The 21,082-nt window shown below is 63.7% G+C and carries 17 protein-coding genes and 1 pseudogene; 7 read left to right on the top strand and 11 right to left on the bottom strand.

The window, feature by feature from the left end; genetic code table 11:
* Window positions 1-218 (top strand): annotated as a pseudogene (locus PSV33_RS17640) (phasin family protein); the annotation flags it as partial.
* A 260-nt stretch (window positions 219-478) separates the two neighbouring features.
* On the opposite strand, the gene PSV33_RS17645 reads toward PSV33_RS17640, so the two are convergent.
* The gene (locus tag PSV33_RS17645) at window positions 479-1,423 is read right to left on the bottom strand and encodes a patatin-like phospholipase family protein (protein ID WP_300563737.1); all 945 of its coding nucleotides are present in this window, start codon (window positions 1,421-1,423) and stop codon (window positions 479-481) included.
* Between the two features lie 73 nt (window positions 1,424-1,496).
* Here PSV33_RS17645 and PSV33_RS17650 point away from each other — a divergent pair, with 73 nt between their 5' ends.
* The 3 genes from PSV33_RS17650 (at window position 1,497) to PSV33_RS17660 (ending at window position 5,531) form a co-directional block, all read left to right on the top strand.
* Complete coding sequence (locus tag PSV33_RS17650) at window positions 1,497-2,552, top strand: extracellular solute-binding protein (RefSeq protein WP_300563739.1); 1,056 nt, start codon at window positions 1,497-1,499, stop codon at window positions 2,550-2,552.
* Window positions 2,553-2,696: 144 nt separating this feature from the next.
* The gene (locus tag PSV33_RS17655) at window positions 2,697-3,455 is read left to right on the top strand and encodes a 3-hydroxyacyl-CoA dehydrogenase (RefSeq protein ID WP_300563741.1); all 759 of its coding nucleotides are present in this window, start codon (window positions 2,697-2,699) and stop codon (window positions 3,453-3,455) included.
* A gap of 195 nt (window positions 3,456-3,650) precedes the next feature.
* Entirely contained in the window at window positions 3,651-5,531 is a 1,881-nt protein-coding gene (locus PSV33_RS17660) for a gamma-glutamyltransferase family protein (protein WP_300563743.1), read from the top strand.
* A gap of 43 nt (window positions 5,532-5,574) precedes the next feature.
* On the opposite strand, the gene PSV33_RS17665 is transcribed toward PSV33_RS17660, so the two are convergent.
* Together PSV33_RS17665 and PSV33_RS17670 are read right to left on the bottom strand one after the other, a co-directional pair.
* Entirely contained in the window at window positions 5,575-6,486 is a 912-nt protein-coding gene (locus PSV33_RS17665; protein ID WP_300563745.1) for a YihY/virulence factor BrkB family protein, read from the bottom strand.
* Between the two features lie 88 nt (window positions 6,487-6,574).
* Window positions 6,575-8,221, bottom strand: a complete 1,647-nt coding sequence (locus PSV33_RS17670; protein ID WP_300563747.1) for an acyl-CoA synthetase — start codon at window positions 8,219-8,221, stop codon at window positions 6,575-6,577.
* 103 nt (window positions 8,222-8,324) lie between these two features.
* Between PSV33_RS17670 and dnaG the strand changes: the two genes are divergently transcribed.
* Complete coding sequence (gene dnaG, locus PSV33_RS17675) at window positions 8,325-10,295, top strand: DNA primase (RefSeq protein ID WP_300563749.1); 1,971 nt, start codon at window positions 8,325-8,327, stop codon at window positions 10,293-10,295.
* A gap of 294 nt (window positions 10,296-10,589) precedes the next feature.
* The gene (rpoD, locus tag PSV33_RS17680; RefSeq protein ID WP_300563751.1) at window positions 10,590-12,989 is read left to right on the top strand and encodes an RNA polymerase sigma factor RpoD; all 2,400 of its coding nucleotides are present in this window, start codon (window positions 10,590-10,592) and stop codon (window positions 12,987-12,989) included.
* Between the two features lie 178 nt (window positions 12,990-13,167).
* Here the strand turns inward: rpoD and PSV33_RS17685 are convergent, their stop codons facing one another.
* The 8 genes from PSV33_RS17685 to PSV33_RS17720 all read right to left on the bottom strand — a co-directional run bounded on the left by PSV33_RS17685 (window position 13,168) and on the right by PSV33_RS17720 (window position 19,956).
* Complete coding sequence (locus PSV33_RS17685) at window positions 13,168-14,178, bottom strand: aldo/keto reductase (protein ID WP_300563753.1); 1,011 nt, start codon at window positions 14,176-14,178, stop codon at window positions 13,168-13,170.
* Between the two features lie 20 nt (window positions 14,179-14,198).
* A complete protein-coding gene (locus tag PSV33_RS17690; RefSeq protein ID WP_300563755.1) occupies window positions 14,199-15,155 on the bottom strand; it encodes a Gfo/Idh/MocA family oxidoreductase in 957 nt (318 codons plus the stop codon).
* Between the two features lie 76 nt (window positions 15,156-15,231).
* A complete protein-coding gene (locus PSV33_RS17695; RefSeq protein ID WP_300563757.1) occupies window positions 15,232-16,086 on the bottom strand; it encodes a class III extradiol dioxygenase subunit beta in 855 nt (284 codons plus the stop codon).
* A 2-nt stretch (window positions 16,087-16,088) separates the two neighbouring features.
* On the bottom strand, window positions 16,089-16,532 hold the full coding sequence (gene ligA / locus PSV33_RS17700; protein WP_300563759.1) for a protocatechuate 4,5-dioxygenase subunit alpha: 444 nt from the start codon (window positions 16,530-16,532) through the stop codon (window positions 16,089-16,091).
* 40 nt (window positions 16,533-16,572) lie between these two features.
* Entirely contained in the window at window positions 16,573-17,496 is a 924-nt protein-coding gene (locus tag PSV33_RS17705) for an amidohydrolase family protein (RefSeq protein ID WP_300563761.1), read from the bottom strand.
* 9 nt (window positions 17,497-17,505) lie between these two features.
* Window positions 17,506-18,189, bottom strand: a complete 684-nt coding sequence (ligK, locus tag PSV33_RS17710) for a 4-carboxy-4-hydroxy-2-oxoadipate aldolase/oxaloacetate decarboxylase (RefSeq protein WP_300563762.1) — start codon at window positions 18,187-18,189, stop codon at window positions 17,506-17,508.
* A 1-nt stretch (window position 18,190) separates the two neighbouring features.
* Window positions 18,191-19,219 carry an amidohydrolase family protein gene (locus PSV33_RS17715; RefSeq protein WP_300563905.1) on the bottom strand — a complete coding sequence of 343 codons (1,029 nt, stop codon included), beginning with the start codon at window positions 19,217-19,219 and terminating at the stop codon, window positions 18,191-18,193.
* Window positions 19,220-19,263: 44 nt separating this feature from the next.
* Window positions 19,264-19,956: a substrate-binding domain-containing protein gene (locus PSV33_RS17720; protein ID WP_300563764.1), complete on the bottom strand. Its 693-nt coding sequence runs from the start codon at window positions 19,954-19,956 to the stop codon at window positions 19,264-19,266.
* Window positions 19,957-20,149: 193 nt separating this feature from the next.
* On the opposite strand from PSV33_RS17720, the gene PSV33_RS17725 reads away from it, so the two are divergent.
* The gene (locus tag PSV33_RS17725; protein WP_300563766.1) at window positions 20,150-21,082 is read left to right on the top strand and encodes a LysR substrate-binding domain-containing protein; all 933 of its coding nucleotides are present in this window, start codon (window positions 20,150-20,152) and stop codon (window positions 21,080-21,082) included.

Consider the following 21,082-nt stretch of genomic DNA (forward strand, 5'->3'; position numbering starts at 1 on the left):
CCAAATTCATGGGTCTGGTTGACAGCGCCGCCAAAAACGCGCCGGCCGGTTCCGAGTCCGCTGTGGCTGTGATGAAAAGCGCCGTGGCTGCCGCCACCAACGCTTTCGAGTCGGTCCAGAAGGCCGTCAAACAAGCCAGCGACATGGCCGAAGCCAACCTCACCGCCGTGACCAACACTGCCGTGAACGCCACCAAGACCGCTTCCAAAAAGCGTTAATGAACAGGGCTTGAATTCGCTGGCCGAGCCGCCAGCTGGTTCAAGCGGGGTTTGAAAAACTCAAACCCTACAGATTCCGGGGCTTGCTGCCGATAAGTCATTGTCGGAGCAAAGTTCCCACCGGTTGTCTCCTCGGGTCCTTCCAGAAATCAAGTTTCACGGACCCCTTCAAAGCCTGATCGCAAGATCAGGCTTTTTTTTGGCAAAAAAAGCCTCCAGCCCTTGCTGGTAGTGCGCAAGAAGCTATCAAAAACAGAGCATCACCGGGCCGCGGTGCGCAAGGTGTCCATCCTGGCCCGCAGCGCAGGCAGCGCCGCCTGCATCGCCGCGCGACCGGCATCGATGGCCCTTTGCCGGGCCGAGAAGTCGGCGCTTTTGAGGCCCACCTGCGAGGGCTGCACCACTACATCGGCATCCTTCAACTCGTACTGGTTGATGCTTTTGCCCATGATGGCAAAGGTCTGCAGCAGGATCTGCAGCGTGCCGTCGGCCGTGTTGGCTTCAGGCGGATTGGAGATATCGACGGCGATCACCAGCTCGGCGCCCATCTGGCGCGCAAAACGCACCGGCACCGGCGAGACCAGGCCGCCGTCCACATACTCGCGACCATTGATTTTGACCGGCACAAACACCGCCGGCACGGCGCTCGACGCGCGCACGGCCATGCCGGTGTCGCCGCGCCGGAACAGTACCGGCTGGCCGCTGCCCAGGTCCGTCGCCACGATGCCCAGCGGAATGGCCATGTTTTCCATCAGCCGGCCCGCCACCAGATCGTTCACATAACGGCTCAGGGCCTCGCCCCGAAACATGCCGCGGCCAAAAATCGGCAGCATCCAGTCGGTGATCGCGACCTCTTCCATGGCCAGGGCCGTCTGCTGCAGCTGTGCGCTGTTTTTGCCGCTGGCATACAGCGCTGCGACCAGGCTGCCGGCCGAGGTGCCCACCACCACGGAGGGCCGGATGCCGGCCTCTTCCAGCACCGCAATCACGCCCACATGGGCAAAACCGCGTGCGGCCCCGCCACCCAGCGCCAGGCCGATACGCAGCGGGCGCTGGGCCGCAGTCCCGCTCACCGGCGCCTCCGGACCAGCCGGGCCTGTGGGCAGGCCGGCGCAACCCGCCAGCATGGCGAGCCCGGCGGCAACCGCAGCCAGTACCCCCCGGCGCCGCAGCCAGACCGCCGCCCGGCTCGCCAAAGTTTTCATGATCGCAAAGCTATTGAGAATAATTCGCGTTTGTATTACACTGACTTGCATTCCAACCTTCACAGCGAACACCATGTTGAAAAAATCCCCGATTCTGGCCACCCTGGCTGTGGCTGCCACTCTGATGGGCGGCGCAGGCGGCGTCAGCGCGCAGGAACAGGTGGTCAACCTGTATTCTGCCCGCCACTACCAGACCGATGAGGCGCTTTACAGCAATTTCACCAAAACAACCGGTATCAAGATCAACCGCGTGGACGCCGACGATGCCGGCATCCTCGCGCGCCTGAAGGCCGAAGGCGCAGCCTCCCCGGCCGACGTGATCTTGCTGGTGGACGCCGCGCGGCTGGCCAAAGGCGACAGCGAAGGCCTGTTCCAGCCGATCAAGTCGCCCCTGCTGGAAAAGGCGATTCCGGCGCAGCTGCGTGCCCAGGCCACGCCGGAAGGCACGACCTGGTTCGGCTTTTCGACACGCGCCCGCCTCATCGTTTATGACAAGCTCAAGGTGAAAAAAGCCGACGTCGACACCTACGAAGAACTCGCCGACCCGAAAAACAAGGGCCTGCTGTGCACCCGTTCGGGCTCGCACCCCTACAACCTGTCGCTGTTCGGCGCCGTGACCGAGCACCTGGGCGCCATCAAGGCCGAAGAATGGCTCAAGGGCATGGTGGCCAACATGGCCCGCCCACCCAAGGGCGGCGACACCGACCAGATCAAGGGCGTGGCCAGCGGCGAATGCGGCATCGCGATCACCAACAGCTACTACCTCGCGCGCATCCTGCGGTCTTCCGCGCCGGAAGACAAGGCCATCGCCGACAGGGTCGGCGTGGTGTTTCCCAACCAGCAGTCCTGGGGCACCCATGTGAACATTGCCGGCGCGGCCGTTGCCAAAAACGCCAAGAACAGCGCCAATGCAGTGAAATTCATGGAGTACCTGGCCAGCCCCGACGCGCAGAACTACTTTGCCAACGGCAACAACGAGTGGCCCGTCGTCGCGGGTGTGAAGGTCAGCAACCCGGCCCTGCAGGCCATGTCGGGCGGCAGCTTCAAGTCCGAGACCATCCCGATCAGCACCGTCGGTGCCAACCAGGTGAAGGTGCAGCAGATGCTGGACCGCGTCGGCTACAAATAAGCTGGCCCGTCTTCAGGAAAGAAAAAGCCCGGCCCGCCGGGCTTTTTTATGCGCGATTGTTATGCGTGATAATTGCCATTGACGTTGACGTTAACGTCAACTCCGCAACACCCTCCCCCTCATCATTTCCCCAAGGAACATCTCATGGACATCGCAGGCAAAGTATTCATCGTCACCGGCGGCGCATCGGGTCTCGGCGAAGGCACGGCACGCATGCTGGCGGCCAAGGGCGGCAAGGTCGTGATTGCCGACATGCAGGTTGAAAAAGGCGAAGCCATCGCCAAAGACATCGGCGGCGCCTTCGTCACGTGCGACGTGAGCCAGGAAGCCGACGGCCAGGCGGTGGTCGCCAAGGCCGTGTCCATGGGCAAGCTCATGGGCCTGGTCAACTGCGCCGGCATTGCACCGGCCGAAAAAACCGTCGGCAAAAACGGCGCACACAACCTGGGCGTGTTCAGCAAAACCATCACGGTCAACCTGATCGGCAGCTTCAACATGATCCGCCTGGCCGCCGACGCTATGTGCAAAAACGAGCCCGAAGCCACCGGCGAGCGCGGCGTGATGATCTCCACCGCTTCCGTCGCGGCCTACGACGGCCAGATCGGCCAGGCCGCCTACAGCGCCTCCAAGGGCGGCATTGTCGGCATGACCTTGCCGATCGCGCGCGACCTGGCGCGCAATGGCATCCGCAACATGACGATTGCGCCCGGCATCTTCGGCACCCCCATGATGTTCGGCATGCCCCAGGAAGTGCAGGACTCGCTGGCCGCCTCTGTGCCTTTCCCCAGCCGCCTGGGCACGCCGCAGGACTACGCCAAGCTCGCGCAGCACATCTTTGAAAACGACATGCTCAATGGCGAAGTGATCCGTCTGGACGGCGCGATCCGCCTGGCACCGCGCTAAGCCTCTCCCGCATGCTATCGTATTGATAGCTTTTTGCGCCCGCCCTGTATGGACTGAAGGCCGATCTGACTGTTAATCCAGGCAGACCGGCCTTTTTTTCTGCTGCTTACAAAATCGGCCTCCCCACCGGAGCTGACCCGGCTCCGCCCCACCGGGCTTGGGTTTACCATGGCGCCTTCCCCCACTGGAGAAGCCATGAAAACCATCGCACATGCGTTCACGTTCAAGCGCCCCGCTTTCCCGTCACCGCTTGCTGGCCTGGCCCTGTCTGCCGCCCTGCTGGTGGCCGGCTGCGCCACGGCACCGCCCTTTGCCTACAGCGTGCCGGCACAACCCGAAGGCGCTTCCGGCTACACCGAAAAACCCGGTTGGGCAACCAGCAAATTCGCCGTCGCTGCCGCCAACCCGCTGGCCACCGATGCCGGCTACCAGGTGCTCAAGGCCGGCGGCTCGGCGATCGACGCGGCGATTGCCGTGCAGATGGTGCTCACGCTGGTCGAGCCGCAATCGAGCGGCATAGGCGGCGGCGCGTTCCTGCTGCATGCCAGCGGCGGCAAGGTCGAGGCTTTTGACGGCCGCGAAACCGCGCCGGCTGCCGCCGACGAAAAACTCTTCATCGGTGCCGACGGCAAACCCTTGGCCTTCATCGACGGCGTGGTGGGCGGCCGCTCGGTCGGCGTGCCGGGCACGGTGCGCATGCTGGAGATGGCGCACCAACAATACGGCAAGCTGCCCTGGGCGCAGCTGTTTGTGCCGGCCATCACCCTGGCCGAAGGCGGCTTCAAGGTCAGTGCACGGCTGGCCACCCTGCTGAAAACCGAGCCGCACCTGAAAAAAGACCCGGTCGCCGCCGCTTACTTTTACCAGCCCAATGGCGAACCGCTGGCCGCCGGCAGCACCCTGCGCAACCAGCCGCTGGCCGATGTGCTGAAAAAAATCGCCGCCGGTGGCTCCAGGGCCCTGCTCGAAGGCGACGTCGCCCAGGCCATCGTGAGCAAGGTACAAAGCCACCCGACCAACCCCGGCAAATTGAGCCTGGCCGACCTGGCCGGCTACCAGGCCAGAAAACGCGAGCCGATCTGCCACGACTACCGCGCGCAGGCGCGCGACTACCGCATCTGCGGCATGCCGCCGCCCAGCTCGGGCGCGATTGCGGTCGGGCAGATCCTGGGCATCCTGAACAACACGCCCGCTGCCACGCTGGGCCTGGTCACCGGCACGGGCGGCGACGGGACAACGCCCGCGCCTACGCCTTCTGCCGACTGGCTGCACCTGTACACCGAAGCCTCGCGCCTGGCCTTTGCCGACCGCGCGCAGTACCTGGCTGACCCCGACTTCGTGCAGCCGCCTGCGGGCAACTGGATGAGCCTGCTGGACCCCGCCTACCTGGCCGAACGCGCCAAGCTGATCACCACCCAGCCCGGCGGACAAAGCATGAAGGTCGCCAAGCCCGGCACCCCGGGCGGCACACGCCTGGCCTATGCCCCCATGCCCGAGCAGCCCGAATACGGTACCTCGCACATCAGCATCGTCGATTCATTCGGCAATGCGATTGCGATGACCACCACCATCGAAGACGCCTTCGGCGCACGCCAGATGGTCAGGGGCTTTTTGCTGAACAACGAACTGACCGACTTCAGCTTCGCGCCCACCGATGCCGATGGCAAGCCCGTGGCCAACCGCGTGCAGCCGGGCAAGCGCCCGCGTTCGTCGATGGCGCCCACCCTGGTGTTCGACAAGGCCACCGGCCAGCTGGTGATGAGCGGCGGCAGCCCGGGCGGCGCGCTGATCATCCACTACACCGCCAAGACGCTGTACGGCGTGTTGAACTGGGGCCTGATGCCGCAGCAGGCCATCAACCTGCCCAACTTCGCCTCGCTCAATGGCCCGACCCTGCTGGAGGAAAAGCGCTTTGCGCCGGCCACCGTCGACGCGCTGAAAGCCCGCGGTGCTGAAGTGCGCGAGATGGCCATGACCAGCGGCCTGCAGGCGATCACCCGCGGCCAGGCGCACGGCACGCCGTTGTGGCTGGGCGGCGCCGACCCGCGCCGTGAAGGCGTGGTGATGGGCGACTGATAACAAAAAGTGGCTACAGCCCTTGCCTGACGGTCGCAAGCAGCTATTTTTTTGGTAGCGCGCTGGTCCGCATCGGCTCGGCCGGTGCGTCCTGCTTGCCGGTGCCTATGCGTTCGTACTCCGAAATCACCTGCGCGCCCAGCAACAGCAGCGTCGCGGCCAACTCCAGGCTCAGCAGGACAATGATGGCCGTGGTCAGCGAGCCGTACACCAGGCCAACCTGTGACAAGGTGCCAAAGTACCAGACCAGCAGATGGCGCGTCACTTCCCACAGCAGCGCCGCCGTGATGCCGCCAATCAGCGCGTGCCGCCACGACAGCTTGCCGACCGGCATCACCATGTAGACCGAGGTCAGCACAAAAATCTCGCCGGCCAGGCCCAGCAGGTAGAGCAACACGCCCGAAAAACCGCTGAGCGACCAGCTGTAGCCCAGAAACTCCAGGCTCTGGTCGCCCAGGGCCTGAAAGCTGCCGGAAACAAGCGTCACCAGCAGCAGGCCCACACCCAGGCACAGGATGTAGACGTAAGGCAGCAACGCGGACACCAGGAAACGGCGGCGCCGTATCGCCACGCGGTGCAGAAAAATCACCGACATCGCGTTTTCCAGCACCGTAAAGGCCAGCGAGCTGAAAAACAGCATGGTGGCCAGCAGCACCCAGCCCATCAGCTCGCGATGGGCGAGAAAGTTTTCCAGCTCGCCCACGATGAAGTCAGCCTGGCCCGGCGCCAGCCAGCCGATGTAGCGCCCCAGCGCCTCCAGCAGCGCCGACTGGTCGATCACATGCGACAGCGCAATCGCCATCAGGATCAGCAGCGGCACAATCGACAGCAAGGCGTAATACGCGACCGCCCCCGCCAGCAGCAGGCCCTGGTTGGCGCGAAAGCCCAGCAACACGCGCAGCGCAAAGGCGCCGGGGTGGCGGATCACGTAGGCGGCCTGGGGTCCGGGGGTCATGGCAGCGGCCCGTCAGTCAGTAAAAAAGCGCCAAAACCCTTGCCAGACAAGCGCAAGCTGCTATTGTTAAAGTAGCAGTTCGGCCCGGTCATACGTCAATCGCCGCCGCCGATCCGGCCAGCTTGCGCAGCTCGAACTTCTGGATCTTGCCGGTGCTCGTCTTGGGCAACTCACCGAACACCACCGCGCGCGGCACCTTGAAGCCGGCCAGGTGCTTCTTGCAGTGCGCCACGATATCCTCCTTGGTCGCCGTCGCCCCGGCCTTGAGCTCGACAAAGGCGCAGGGGGTTTCGCCCCAGCGTTCGTCGGGCTTGGCCACCACGGCGGCGGCCAGCACGTCGGGGTGGCGGTACAGCACGTCCTCGACCTCGATCGAGGAGATGTTCTCGCCGCCCGAGATGATCACATCCTTGCTGCGGTCCTTGATCTTGATGTAGCCGTCGGGGTACATCACCGCCAGGTCGCCGCTGTGGAACCAGCCCCCGGCAAAAGCCTCTTCGGTCGCTTTGGGGTTCTTCAGGTAACCCTTCATCGCGATGTTGCCGCGGAACATGATCTCGCCCATGGTCTCGCCGTCTTGCGGCACCGGCTGCAGGGTCTGCGAATCGAGAACCCGCACATCCCGCTCCAGGTGGTAACGCACGCCCTGGCGCGCGTTGAGGCGCGCGCGCTCGCCGATGTCAAGCAGCTCCCAGCCGTCCTGCGCCGCGCACACCGTGGCCGGGCCGTAGACCTCGGTCAGGCCGTAGACATGGGTGAGGTCAAACCCGAGCGCCTCCATGCCCTCGATCATGGACGCCGGCGGCGCCGCACCGGCCACCATGGCCTTGACGCCGCGCGGCAGGCCCTGCTTCATGCTGGCCGGCGAGTTGACCAGCAGGCCGTGCACGATGGGCGCGCCGCAGTAATGCGTCACGCCATGCTGGCGGATCGCGTCAAAAATCGCCTGCGGCTCAACCCGACGCAGGCACACATTGACACCGGCGCGTGCCGCCACCGTCCACGGGAAACACCAGCCGTTGCAGTGAAACATCGGCAGCGTCCACAGGTAGACCGCGTGTTTGGGCATGTCCCATTCGAGGATGTTGGACACCGCATTGAGCGCCGCGCCGCGGTGGTGGTAAACCACGCCCTTGGGGTTGCCGGTGGTACCGCTGGTGTAGTTCAGCGCAATCGCGTCCCATTCGTCGTCGGGCTGGCGCCAGGCAAAACCCGCGTCTCCGCTGGCCAGAAACTCGTCGTAAGCGATGCTGCCGATACGCTCGACCGGCCCGGTGTAGAGCGCGTCTTCCACGTCGATGACCAGCAGCGGCGCGCCCGACTGGCGCAGGGCCAGCGCTTTTTTCATGACGCCGGCGAACTCGGAATCAACGATGACCACTTTTGCCTCGCCGTGGTCCAGCATGAAGGCAATGGTTTCGGGGTCGAGACGGGTGTTCAGCGCATTGAGCACCGCACCCAGCACCGGAATGCCGAAATGCGCCTCCACCATGGGCGGGGTGTTGGGCAGCATCACGGCCACCGTGTCGCCCTTGCCGATGCCGCGCTGCTGCAGCGCACTGGCCAGTTGCCGGCAGCGTGTGAAGACCTCGGACCAGCTGCGGCGCAGACCGCCATGCACCACCGCCAGCCGGTCCGGGTAGACCTCGGCGCTGCGTTCGATGAATGACAGCGGCGACAGCGCGGCGTAGTTCGCCTCGCTGCGGGGCAGGTCCTGGTCAAAAATGCTGGGCATCAAAATCTCCTCGGGGTTGGCGGACTGTACAGCCATGGTAGCCGCAGCCTGGCGTCCGGCCCTTGACCCGCCTCACGTCCGACGCTGGAGGCACAATACAGCCGTGGCCATTCCCCAATCATTCATCCAGGAACTGCTGGCGCGCGCCGACGTGGTGGACATCGTCGGGCGTTATGTGCAGCTCAAGAAGGGCGGCGCCAATTTCATGGGGCTGTGCCCCTTCCACGGCGAAAAATCGCCCTCCTTCAGCGTCAGCCCGTCCAAGCAGTTCTACCACTGCTTCGGTTGCGGCAAAAACGGCAATGCCATCAGCTTTTTGATGGACCACGGCGGCATGACCTTTGTCGAAGCCGTGAAGGACCTGGCCCAGCAGTACGGCCTGCAAGTGCCCGAAGACGACGTCTCGCCGCAGGAGCGCGCCCGCGCCGCCCAGCAACGCGAGCAGCAGGCCACGCTGACATCGGTGCTGGAAAAAGCCGGCATCGCCTACATCAAGCATCTGCGCAACGCGCCGCGCGCCATCGACTACCTCAAGGGGCGCGGCCTGTCGGGCGAGATTGCCAAGACCTTCGGCCTCGGTTACGCGCCCGAAGGCTGGCGCGCCCTGGCGAGCGTGTTCCCCGACTACAACGACCCGCTGCTGGTGGAAAGCGGCCTGGTCATCACCGGCGAGCCGGGCGAGGAAAATCCGCAGGGCGAAGCCAAGCGTTACGACCGCTTCCGCGACCGCATCATGTTTCCGATCCGCAACGTCAAGGGCGAATGCATCGGTTTCGGCGGCCGTGTGCTGGGCGACGAAAAACCCAAGTACCTGAACTCGCCGGAAACCCCGGTGTTCAGCAAGGGTCGCGAGCTTTATGGCCTGTTCGAGGCGCGCACCGCCCTGCGCGAACACGGTTACGCGCTGGTCACCGAGGGCTACATGGACGTGGTGGCACTGGCGCAGCTCGGTTTTGCCAACGCGGTCGCCACCCTGGGCACCGCCTGCACCGCCGACCATGTGCAGAAGCTCTTCCGCTTCACTGATTCGGTGGTTTTCAGCTTTGACGGCGACAGCGCCGGCCGCCGAGCCGCGCGCAAGGCGCTGGACGCCGCCCTGCCCTTTGCCAGCGACGTGCGCAGCGTCAAGTTCCTGTTCCTGCCCCAGGAACACGACCCCGACAGCTACATCCGCGAGCACGGCCAGGAAGGGTTTGCCGCCTATGTCGCCAAGGCCGTGCCGCTGAGCAAGTTCATGCTCGAAGCCGCCGGCGAAGGCTGCGACCTGGACACCGCTGAAGGCCGCGCCCACATGGCCAGCAATGCGCGCCCCTTGTGGAGCCTGCTCCCAGACGGCACGCTCAAGCACCAGCTGCTGGCCGAGATTGCCGACAGCGTGCTGATCGACAGCCGCGAACTGCTGCAGATCTGGCAGCCTGCGAACGCCCGGGACTATAAAAACAATAGCAGCTCGCGCATACCGGGCAAGGGCCAGCGGCCTAAAACACCTGAAACATCGGGCGGTGCGCCGCACTTTGAAGAGTTTTCCGGCAATTTTGCCGACCTGCACGATGAAGGCGCGTATGCCGCCTCGCTGCCCGCCCTGCCTGCGGCGGGCGGGTCCAGCGCCCGCAGCTTCGGCTCCGGTTCCGGCGCCAGCCGCCCGCCACGGCGCATCGCCGGGCGGGTGTTGCCAGCCGGCCGGGAAGACCGGGTACTGCGCCTGATGCTGACCGAACCACAAAGCTGGGACAAGCTCAGCGGGGAAGAACACGTGCTGCTGTCGGAGCTGCCAGCGCCGCACGGCCCGCTGTTTGTCTGGCTGGAGAGCCAGCTGCACGAACACGGGCCGCAGCCCTGGGCGGCGCTGCGTGAGGGCCTGCGCGAGCACCCGCACGAAAAACACGCGATTGACCAGATCGCCCAGCTCCTGGACGGCATCGAGTGCGACTGGAACGAGGTGCGCGCCATCCTCGACCAGCTCCTCAAGCTCAAACGCCAGCAGGAAATGGTCGATTTGCTGCCCCGGGTGCTGGCCGACCCGGCGGCCAGGCAGCGTTACGAAGCCTTGTCCGGCCTGCTGAAAAATAGCTGATTCAGGTTCATTTTTGTTGCCCAAAAATGAGGCAACAGGGTATAATCCGATTTTCCGCTACGGCAAGCGCGACAGCAGCACCTCCGGCAACCGCCCCCCGCAAGAACGGGACCGCACTGGTTGAGGGCAATTTCTCCGCAAGGACTGCACACCAAATGTTCGCCCAAACAACTTGCCTGGGGGCTCCTCAAAGCCCCTGAATGCCCAGCCCGGGCATTTTTTGTGCCTGTGCCCCGGTTCCGCCGGTGCCGGGAACCCAGTCTGTTGAAGGAAGTTTCATACCGGGAGTTCGCCATGCCTGCTCAAAAGCCCAGCAAGTCCGCCAAAGCCGTGCCCAAGTCCAAAGCCGCAGCCAAACCTGCAGCCCGACCGCCGGTCAGCAAGACTGCCAGCAAGCTTGAAAAACCCGCAAAAACCGCCATCTCCAGAACAGTTCCCGGCAAAAAAGCCGCAGCGCCCAAAGCGCCCCTGAAATCTGAAAAGCCTGTCAAGAAAGTGCCCCCTGTGCCGACCAAGTCTCCTGCCTCCACCGCCAAACCTGCTGCCAAAAAAGAAGCCGAGCTGAAGGTCACCCCGACCGCAGTCGGCGCCGACGTGCCCGTGAAAAAGAAACCGGGTCGCCCGCCGAAAAACCCCGCTGCCGCGGTGGAAGCCGGCGGCGCCAAGCGCGGCCGCAAGCCCAAGGTGGCCATCAAGGGTGACGGCGACGAGGACATGTCCGACATCGAAGACGATCTGGTCGGTGAACCGGTGGTGGAAACCACCGAAAAGGTCAAGCCGCTGCGCATGAAGATCAGCAAGGCCAAAGAACGCGCCTTGATGAAGGAATTCGGCCTGGACGAAACCGTGCTGTCCGAAGAAGACATGGCCAAGCGCCGGGCCCGGCTGAAGGCGCTGATCAAGCTCGGCAAGACCCGTGGCTACCTGACGCACGGCGAGATCTCCGATCACCTCCCCGACAAGCTGATCGACGCTGAAACGCTTGAGGCCGTCATCGTTACCCTGAACGACCTGGGTGTGGCCGTGTACGAGCAGACGCCCGATGCGGAAACCCTGCTGATCACCGCCAACGCGCCGGCCGGCTCGAGCGAAGAGGAAGCCGAGGAAGCCGCTGAAGCCGCCCTGTCCACCGTGGACAGCGAGTTCGGCCGCACGACCGACCCGGTGCGCATGTACATGCGTGAAATGGGCACGGTCGAGCTGCTCACGCGCGAAGGCGAGATCGAGATCGCCAAGCGCATCGAAGGCGGCTTGATGAAGATGATGGAAGCCATCTCCGAAAGCCCGGCCACGATTGCCGAGATCCTGCGCCTGGGTGAAGACATCCGCGAAGGCAAGGTGGTCATCTCCACCGTGGTCGACGGTTTTTCCAACCCCAACGAAGCCGACGACTACGTGGCCGAGGAAGACTTTGACGAATTCGACGAGGAAGACGACGACGACGGCAAGGGCGGTTCCAAGGCGCTGACCAAAAAGCTCGAAGAACTGAAAAAGGAAGCGCTGAGCCGCTTCGACACCATTGCCTCCCTGTTCGAGAAAGTCCACAAGACCTACGACAAGGAAGGCTGGGGCACACCCACCTACACCAAGGCGCAGAAGGCCCTGAGCGACGAGCTCATGACGGTGCGTTTCACCGCCAAGACGATCGAAAAACTGTGCGACCTGCTGCGCGGCCAGGTGCTGGACGTGCGCAAGAAAGAGCGCGAGCTGCGCCGCATCATCGTCGAGAAATGCGGCATGCCGCAGGAAGTTTTCATCAAGGACTTCCCGCCCAACCTGCTCAACCTCAAATGGGTCGAGAAACAGGTGGCTTCCGGCAAGCCCTGGTCCGTCATCATGGCGCGCAACATTCCGCCCATCCAGGAACTGCAGACCAAGCTCGGTGAACTGCAGGCCCGCGTGGTTGTCCCGCTGGCCCAGCTCAAGGACATCAACAAGCGCATGAACGAAGGCGAGACCAACTCGCGCGACGCCAAGAAAGAGATGATCGAGGCCAACCTGCGCCTGGTGATCTCGATCGCCAAGAAGTACACCAATCGCGGCCTGCAGTTCCTGGACCTGATCCAGGAAGGCAACATCGGTCTGATGAAGGCCGTCGACAAGTTCGAATACCGCCGCGGCTATAAATTCTCGACCTACGCGACCTGGTGGATTCGCCAGGCGATCACGCGCTCCATCGCCGATCAGGCGCGCACCATTCGTATTCCGGTGCACATGATCGAAACGATCAACAAGATGAACCGCCTGTCGCGCCAGCACTTGCAGGAGTTCGGCTTCGAGCCCGACGCCAGCATCCTGGCCGAGAAGATGGAGATTCCCGAGGACAAGATCCGCAAGATCATGAAGATCGCGAAAGAGCCGATCTCGATGGAAACACCGATCGGCGACGACGACGATTCGCACCTCGGCGACTTCATCGAGGACAGCGCCAACACCGCACCGCTGGAAGCTGCGATGCAGGCCGGCCTGCGCGATGTCGTGAAAGACATCCTCGACAGCCTGACGCCGCGCGAAGCCAAAGTGCTGCGCATGCGTTTCGGCATCGAGATGTCCACCGACCACACGCTGGAAGAAGTCGGCAAGCAGTTCGACGTGACACGTGAACGCATCCGCCAGATCGAAGCCAAGGCCTTGCGCAAGCTCAAGCACCCGTCGCGTTCGGACAAGCTGCGCAGCTTCATCGACACGCTGTAAGGTTCAGGGCCTCAGAGCCGCAAGGCCGCAAGGCCCGGCAAAAAAAAAGCCGCATCCCGTTTTGACGGGTTGCGGCTTTTTTCATGGTGTTTACAAGCCTTTTTGGCCTCCAGCCCTTATCAGACGTACGCCAACAGCTATGAATACCATAGCAATCCAGCCGTTCATCCGGGTCCGCTCAGGCGGCAAATTCCTCGGTGTCGACTTCACTGGCGCTTTGCGCGCTGTATCGCTTGCCGGTCACGGTGTGCTGGTTGATCAGTGCGTCCAGCCTGCCCAGGAGGCCGGCATCGAGAGACACCTCCAGCGCGCCCAGGTCGTCGTGCAGATGGTCCACACTGCCGGTGCCGGGAATCGGGATGATGTGCGGCGCCTTGTGCAGCAGCCAGGCCAGGGCGAGTTGGGCCGGCGTGCAGCCCGCCTCCTGCGCCAGCGCCTTGTAGGGCGGCAGCAGCTTCAGGTTGGCTGCGTAATTGTCAGGGGCAAAACGCGGCATGGCGCTGCGGATGTCCTTGGGCAGCAAGGTGCCGACATCGTGCAGCGCGTCACACAGGAAGCCGCGCGCCACCGGGCTGAAGGCGACAAAGGCCGCGCCCAGCTCACGGCAGGCGTCGAGCACGGCGATCTCGGGGTTGCGCGTCCACAGCGAATACTCGGTCTGCACGGCCGCAATCGGGTGCACCGCATGGGCCTTGCGCAGCGTGCTGGCCGACACTTCGGACAGGCCGATGCTGCGCACCTTGCCTGCGCGTACCAGTTCCGCCATGGCGCCCACGCTGTCTTCGATCGGCACTTGCTTGTCCCAGCGGTGCAGGTAGTAGAGGTCGATCACATCGGTCTGCAGGCGCTGCAGGCTGTCTTCGCAGTTCTTGCGAATGGTCTCGGGCCGGCCGTCGATGACGCGCTTGATACCGTCGTCGAACTGCACGCCGGCCATGCCGCCCTTGCTGGCCAGCGTGAAGCGGCTGCGGTGTTTTGAGAGCACCCTGCCAATCAGGGTTTCATTGGCGCCAAAGCCGTACAGCGCCGCGGTATCGAACAGCGTGACGCCGGCATCCAGCGCGGCCAGCAAGACGCGCTCGCCCTGCTCGGCCGACGGCGGCGTGCCGTAGGCGTGGCTCAGGTTCATGCAGCCCAGGCCAATGGCCGAGACGTCGAAGGGACCGATCTTGCGGACAGGAAGTGCCATGGTCTCTGTTCAGTTTCTGTTCAATGGCTGTTCAGTTGCTGTTCCAGGTCGTGCAGCACCTGGTAACACGGCAACACTTTGCCGACACTGGAATTGGGCTCGCGGCCTTCGCGGATGGCGGCAAAAAACTCGCGGTCCTGCAGCTCGATGCCGTTCATGGACACATCGACCTTGCTGACATCGATTTTTTCTTCCTTGCCGTTGAAGAGGTCGTCGTAACGCGCAAGGTAGGTGGCGCTGTCACCGATGTAGCGGAAAAAGGTGCCCAGCGGCCCATCGTTGTTGAAGGACAGGCTCAGGGTGCAGATGGCGCCGTTGGCCGCCTTGAGCTGGATGCTCATGTCCATCGCGATACCCAGCCCCGGATGAATCGGCCCCTGGATGGCATTGGCTTTCACGATGGGGCTGCCGCACTGGTACGCGAACAGATCCACCGTGTGGGCCGCGTGGTGCCACAGCAGGTGGTCGGTCCAGCTGCGCGGCTGGCCCAGTGCGTTCATGTTGCTGCGGCGGAAGAAATAGGTCTGCACATCCATCTGCTGGATGTTGAAGCGCCCTGCCGCAATTTCCTTGTGCACATACTGGTGGCTGGGGTTGAAGCGGCGCGTGTGGCCACACATGGCGACCAGACCGGTCTGCTTTTGCAGGGCCACCACCTCTTGCGCGCCCTTGAGCGTATCGGCCAGCGGAATTTCGACCTGCACGTGTTTGCCGGCCTTCATGCAGGCAATCGACTGTTCGGCGTGCATCTGCGTCGGTGTGCACAGGATGACCGCGTCCACCTCTTTGAGCGCCAGGCTGTCGGCGAGGTCGGTGCTGACGTGGGCGATGCCGTATTTGGCAGCGATCTCTTTGGTCTTCTCGAGGTCGCGGCTGATCAGCGAGACAACTTCCACGCCGGCGATGTTCTTGATGCCGTCCAGGTGTTTGATGCCGAAGGCACCGGCGCCTGCCAATGCGACTTTGATGGTTTTCATTTGAGACTCCGCTGAGCCGTCTCAAGGAGGCGAACGCCCCCTCGGGGGGCAGTGAATGAATATGAACGTGGGGGCATTATTTGTTCTCCAGAATCAAATGGCCCACCGCCGTATTGCTGGCGGGCACATGGTAAAAGCGGTGCGCAACTTTGGGCGCCGGGCCGCAGGCCACGTCGGACATGGCACCACGAGCGATCAGCCACATCACCAGCTCGATACCCTCCGAGCCGGCTTCACGCACATAGTCGATGTGCGGCTTGGACGCCAGACCCTCGGGGTCGGCGATCAGCTGGTCGAGAAAAGCGTTGTCAAATTCCTTGTTGATCAGGCCGGCACGCGGGCCCTGCAGCTGGTGACTCATGCCGCCGGTGCCCCAGATCTGCACCTTCAGCGGCTTGTCAAAACTCTCCACCGCCTTGCGGATGGCCTTGCCCAGCTCGAAACAGCGCCGGCCGGACGGCACCGGGTACTGCACCACGTTGACGGCAAACGGAATCACCGGGCAGGGCCAGGCCTGCGGCTGGCCACACATCAGCGACAGCGGCACGGTCAGGCCATGGTCCACGTCCATCTTGTTGACGATGGTGAGGTCGAAGTCCTGCTGGATCACCGACTGCGCAATGTGCGCGGCCAGTTCGGGGTGGCCGATGACCTTGGGCACCGGGCGCGGGCCCCAGCCCTCGTCGGCCGGCGTGAACTCGGCCGCCGTGCCGATGGCGAAGGTCGGAATCATCTCCAGACTGAACGCCGTGGCGTGGTCGTTGTAGACCAGAAAAATCACGTCGGGCTTGTTCTCTGCCAGCCACTGTTTGGAGAAGTCGTACCCCTTGAACACGGGCTGCCAGTAAGGCTCGCCGCTTTTGCCCAGGTCAAGGGCCGCGCCGATGGCGGGCACGTGGGAGGTGTAAACGGATGCGGTGATTTTGGCCATGTTCATGAATTCCGTGTTGCGCCGGCTTTGCCTTGGGGTTGGTGCTGGGCCTGCGCGGTTCCGTCTTCACCGACCACGCGGTTGCCTTCAACGGAACGGCCACCGCCAATCATCATGTCGCGGTATTCCTCTTCGGTCATGCCGGTCATGCTGCCTGCCATCTGCTGGAAGCTCTTGCCGTCGGTCGCGCCTATCTTGGCCAGGAAGTAGATGTTGCCGCCGGCCTTGATGCACCGGTTCAGGTCACGCGCCAGCACCGCCTGCTTCTGCTCCTCGGTCATCGGCCACTCATCGAGGTAGGCGCGTTCGTCGGCCTTGAAGCGTTCGCGGTTGGCGGCCTTCATCAGCGACATGCAGAACTGGTTCAGGTGGTAGCCCAGGCGGGATTGTTCGGCATCAAAAATGGTGGTGCCGGGGACATCAAGGTAGGGTTTTTCGAGTGACATGATGGTTTCTCTTTGACCAGTGGTTGCGCCTGACGGCAGGTCAGCTCCAGTAAAGCCGGGTCGGATTGTCCACCAGCAACTTTTGCTGCAACGCGGGCGTGGGGGCGATATGGGGAATGTAGTCCACCAGCAGGCCATCGTCGGGCATGTGGTTTTTCAGGTTGGGGTGCGGCCAGTCGGTGCCCCACAGCACACGGTCGGAGAAGGTCTCGACCAGGCGCCGGGCAAAGGGCACCACGTCGCGGTAGGCGTTCTGCTCGCCGTTCAGCGCGGGCGGGCCGCTCACGCTCAGTCGCTCGGGGCAGCTGACCTTGCTCCAGATGTTGTCGTGCTCGCGCATCATCTTGACGAACAGCTCGAACTCGGGGCCGTCCACGGGCTTGCTCACATCGGGCCGGCCCATGTGGTCCACCACCACCGTGGTCGGCAACGCAGTGAAGAAGTCGTACAGCTCGGGCAGGTCCTGTGCTTCGAAATACACCACCACATGCCAGCCCAGCGGCGCAATGCGGTTGGCAATTTCCAGCAACACCTCACGCGGCGTGAAGTCGGCCAGGCGCCTGACAAAGTTGAAACGTGTGCCGCGCACACCGGCTTCATGCATGTCCTGGAGCTCGGCGTCGGATACGTCGCGTTTGACGGTGGCCACGCCGCGCGCCCTGTTGTCCGAGTGCCGCAGGGCATCGACCAACGCGCGGTTGTCGCTGCCGTGGCAGGTGGCCTGCACGATCACGTTCTTGTCAAAGCCGAGGTGGTCGCGCAGGGCAAACAGCTGGTCCCTGGAGGCGTCGCACGGCGTGTACTTGCGCTCGGGCGCATAGGGAAACTGCGCGCCCGGACCAAACACATGGCAGTGCGCGTCCACCGCGCCGGGGGGCAGCTTGAAGCGGGGTGTGGCGGGGCCGTCGTACCAGTCGAGCCAGCCCGGCGTTTTGGTGAAGTCACCCGTGGCAGGTTTTTGCATGATTGGCCTTCAGTCGATGTATTTCAGGCCAAGCTTGGCCAGTGGTTCGCGCATGTTGTACATGTCCAGACCCAGAATGCCCGACGCGAGTTTGGCGCGTTTCTCGCCCTCATTGGCTTCGCGCGCCGCAGCCGCGTCGGCCGTCTTCGCTGCCAGCGCAGCCGGTACCACCACCACACCGTCGTCATCGGCGACGATCACATCGCCGGGGTTGACGCTCATGCCGGCACACACCACCGGGATGTTGACCGAGCCCAGCGTCGCCTTGATCGTGCCCCTGGAACTGATGGCGCGGCTCCACACCGGAAAGCCCATCTCCTGCAGCGTCTTCACGTCACGGCAACCACCGTCGATGATGAGGCCGCGCGCGCCGCGCGCCATGAAACTGGTGGCCAGCAGGTCGCCGAAAAAACCGTCGGTGTTGTCGGTGGTGCAGGCCGCCACAACGATGTCACCGGGCTGGATCTGCTCGGCCGCCACATGCATCATCCAGTTGTCGCCGGGCTGCAGCAGCACGGTTACCGCGGTGCCCGAGATCTGGGCGCCGGGATAAATCGGGCGCATCCAGGTTTTCATCAGGCCGACACGGCCCATGGCTTCGTGCACCGTGGCCGAGCCCAGGCTGGCCATGCGGTCGGTGGCTGCGCGATCAGCGCGCTGGATGTTGCGATACACAACGCCGAGTTCAAACATGTCAGAGTCCTTTGGAGGTGAGCAGCGCGTCCAGGCGCGGGAACACGCGGCGCGTATTGGCTTCGTAAATCTGGTGCTTGTCGTCGGCGCTCAGGATGGTGGAGGCCTCGATGTAGCGCTTGGTGTCGTCGTAGTAGTGGCCACTTTCCGGGTCGATGCCGCGCACCGCGCCAATCATCTCCGACGCAAACAGCACGTTTTTCACCGGGATCACGGTGTTGAGCAGGTTGATGCCTGGCTGGTGGTAGACGCAGGTGTCGAAGAACACGTTGTTCATCAGGTGCTCGGACAGGAGCGGCTTCTTCATCTCCTGCGCCAGGCCGCGGAAGCGACCCCAGTGGTAGGGCACGGCGCCGCCGCCGTGGGGTATCAAAAAGCGCAAGGTCGGAAAGTCCTTGAACAGATCGCCCTGGATCAATTGCATGAAGGCTGTGGTGTCCGCGTTCAGATAATGCGCGCCGGTGGTGTGAAAGGCCGGGTTGCAGGAGGTCGAGACGTGGATCATGGCCGGCAGGTCGTACTCGACCATCTTTTCGTAGATGGGGTACCAGAGCCTGTCGGTCAGCGGCGGGCTGGTCCAGTGCCCGCCGGAAGGATCGGGGTTGAGGTTGATGCCGACGTTGCCGTAGTCCTTGACACATTTCTCCAGCTCGGGGATGCAGGTGGCCGGATCAACACCGGGTGACTGCGGCAACATCGCCACCGGCACGAAGTGGTCAGGAAAGAGCTGGCTGACGCGGTAGCAGAGTTCGTTGCAGATGGCTGCCCAGGTGGACGAGACATTGAAGTCGCCGATGTGGTGGGCCATGAAGCTGGCGCGCGGCGAAAACAGCGTGATGTCGCTGCCGCGCTCTTTCATCAGGCGCAGCTGGTTGGTCTCGATCGACTCGCGCAGCTCGTCGTCGCTGATCTTCAGCTCAGCCACCTTGGGCATCAGGGCCGGATCCTGAATGCCGGCGATCTGCCTGTTGCGCCACGCTTCGAGCGCCTTGGGCGCCGTGGTGTAGTGGCCGTGGCAGTCGATGATCAATGATTTTTTCATGAAGGTCTCCGGGGGATGCAATGAAGTGTCTGTCAGGCGGCGGGGTCCATGCCCTGGCGGCGCTTGGCCTCGGCGGCCTGCGGTGTGTTCATGAAGGCCAGCATGGCGCGCACGGTTTCGGCCTGGCCGGTCCCGCTGCAAACACCGGCAGAAAAAGTGGTGATGATCTGGATCGCCGGCGGCAGGGGACCGAGCACGGTGATGCCTTCGAGGTGCATCAACTCGCTCAGTTGCTGAAAGCCCAGCTCGACCTCGCCGCGCGCCACCAGCGAACCAACCGGAATGCCGGGCGGCGGTGTCACGATACGGCTCTTGATCTCGCCGGCGATGCCCCAGCGCTCGAACAGGCCGGCCAGCGCCACGCCACTGGGCCCGCTCGAGTAACTGATGCTGCGCGCGGCGCGTACGGCCTGACGCAGCGCATCTTCCGTCGAGATGTCGGGCCTGGGCGCACCGGCGCGCACGGCCACGGCCACACCCGAGCGGACCAGGTCCACCCGGCTGCCGGCCAGCACCTGGCCGGAGGCGATCAGCCTGTCGATCGCGTCAGACGCCAGAATCACGACATCAAAGGCCTCGCCGGCCTGCACGCGCCTGGCCGCATCAACCCCGCCCACCGACTCGATGGCCACGCGACAACCCGACTGCTGCTCGAAAGCCGCCACCAGATCGCCCAGCACCAGTCGGGTGGCCATGGAGGAAATGCCCTTGATGTCAGTCGTCATGGCAGTCGGTCAGCGTGAATGAATGAGTGGGTGAGCGTGGAGGGTCATGCGCTTGATTGTGACGACGGCTCTTCCTCCCGCCAAGGCATCGCGGTTTCTAGCTGATATAACATACCGGCATTGATCGACGCCTGTTATATCCATTCAGGACAACCTCACGACAACACCGGGATAACTCGCCACCCTCCCCGTCATGGACCTCAAGCAGCTTGAATATTTTGTGCGCGTGGCCGAACTCGGCAGCTTCACGCGCGCCTCGATTGCGCTGGACATTGCCCAGCCGGCGCTGAGCCGCCAGATCCGCCTGCTGGAGGTGGAACTGCGGCAGAACCTGCTGACCCGCAACGGGCGCGGCGCCATTCCGACGGAAGCCGGCAAACTGCTGCTCAAGCACGGGCGCGGCATCCTGCACCAGGTGGAGGTGGCCCGCGAAGAACTGGGCGCCGCGCGTGGCGCCCTGGCCGGACGCGTGTCCATCGGCCTGCCGCCCAGCCTGTCCAAACTGATCACCGTGCCGCTCACCCGCGCTTTCCGCCAGCAGTTGCCGCATGCCCAGCTGACACTGACCGAGGGCTTTTCGGTGCTCATGCACGAGGGCCTGCGTGTGGGCAACCTTGACATGGCCGTTCTCTACAACTCCGAGCGTTCGCCCGAACTGGACATCACGACGCTGCACACCGAAGAGCTGGTGCTGATTTCCCCGAGGACCAGCATCAAGGCCGGCGCCGCAAAAAAAGGCAAGGCCGGCAAGCGCCAACCCATCAGCCTCGCCGAGGTGGCTGACCTGCCCCTGATCCTGCCCAGCCGCCCCAACGCTTTTCGCATCCTGATCGAGAGCGAAATGATCACGATAGGCCGCAAGCCGCAGATCACGCTGGAAGTGGACGGCCTGAACGCCATCCTGAGCCTGGTCAAGGAAGGCATGGGCCATGCCGTGTTGCCAAGCTACACGCTGAGCAACGTCGATGATCCAGCACCCTTCCTGTTGCGCAGCATCCACTCCCCGCGCATCATGAGCGAGCTGATGCTGGCGCGTTCCTCGCGCCGCGCCAGCACCGACACGCAGAAAATGGCGGTCGAGGTGGTCAAGTCGGTGGTGGTCGAGGCGATCAAGCCTTACGCCTGA

Origin of the sequence: Polaromonas sp., assembly GCF_029945895.1 — a bacterium.
In the GTDB taxonomy this organism is placed as follows: Bacteria; Pseudomonadota; Gammaproteobacteria; order Burkholderiales; family Burkholderiaceae_C; genus Polaromonas.

Coding starts and splice junctions, on each gene's coding strand:
- PSV33_RS17725 (WP_300563766.1), top strand. CDS start 20,150: ATGGACCTCAAGCAGCTTGAATATTTTGTGCGCGTGGCCGAACTCGGC.
- PSV33_RS17655 (WP_300563741.1), top strand. CDS start 2,697: ATGGACATCGCAGGCAAAGTATTCATCGTCACCGGCGGCGCATCGGGT.
- PSV33_RS17685 (WP_300563753.1), bottom strand. CDS start 14,178: ATGGCACTTCCTGTCCGCAAGATCGGTCCCTTCGACGTCTCGGCCATT.
- PSV33_RS17690 (WP_300563755.1), bottom strand. CDS start 15,155: ATGAAAACCATCAAAGTCGCATTGGCAGGCGCCGGTGCCTTCGGCATC.
- PSV33_RS17695 (WP_300563757.1), bottom strand. CDS start 16,086: ATGGCCAAAATCACCGCATCCGTTTACACCTCCCACGTGCCCGCCATC.
- ligK (WP_300563762.1), bottom strand. CDS start 18,189: ATGTTTGAACTCGGCGTTGTGTATCGCAACATCCAGCGCGCTGATCGC.
- PSV33_RS17670 (WP_300563747.1), bottom strand. CDS start 8,221: ATGCCCAGCATTTTTGACCAGGACCTGCCCCGCAGCGAGGCGAACTAC.
- PSV33_RS17720 (WP_300563764.1), bottom strand. CDS start 19,956: ATGACGACTGACATCAAGGGCATTTCCTCCATGGCCACCCGACTGGTG.
- PSV33_RS17660 (WP_300563743.1), top strand. CDS start 3,651: ATGAAAACCATCGCACATGCGTTCACGTTCAAGCGCCCCGCTTTCCCG.
- ligA (WP_300563759.1), bottom strand. CDS start 16,532: ATGTCACTCGAAAAACCCTACCTTGATGTCCCCGGCACCACCATTTTT.
- PSV33_RS17650 (WP_300563739.1), top strand. CDS start 1,497: ATGTTGAAAAAATCCCCGATTCTGGCCACCCTGGCTGTGGCTGCCACT.
- PSV33_RS17705 (WP_300563761.1), bottom strand. CDS start 17,496: ATGCAAAAACCTGCCACGGGTGACTTCACCAAAACGCCGGGCTGGCTC.
- PSV33_RS17665 (WP_300563745.1), bottom strand. CDS start 6,486: ATGACCCCCGGACCCCAGGCCGCCTACGTGATCCGCCACCCCGGCGCC.
- PSV33_RS17645 (WP_300563737.1), bottom strand. CDS start 1,423: ATGAAAACTTTGGCGAGCCGGGCGGCGGTCTGGCTGCGGCGCCGGGGG.
- rpoD (WP_300563751.1), top strand. CDS start 10,590: ATGCCTGCTCAAAAGCCCAGCAAGTCCGCCAAAGCCGTGCCCAAGTCC.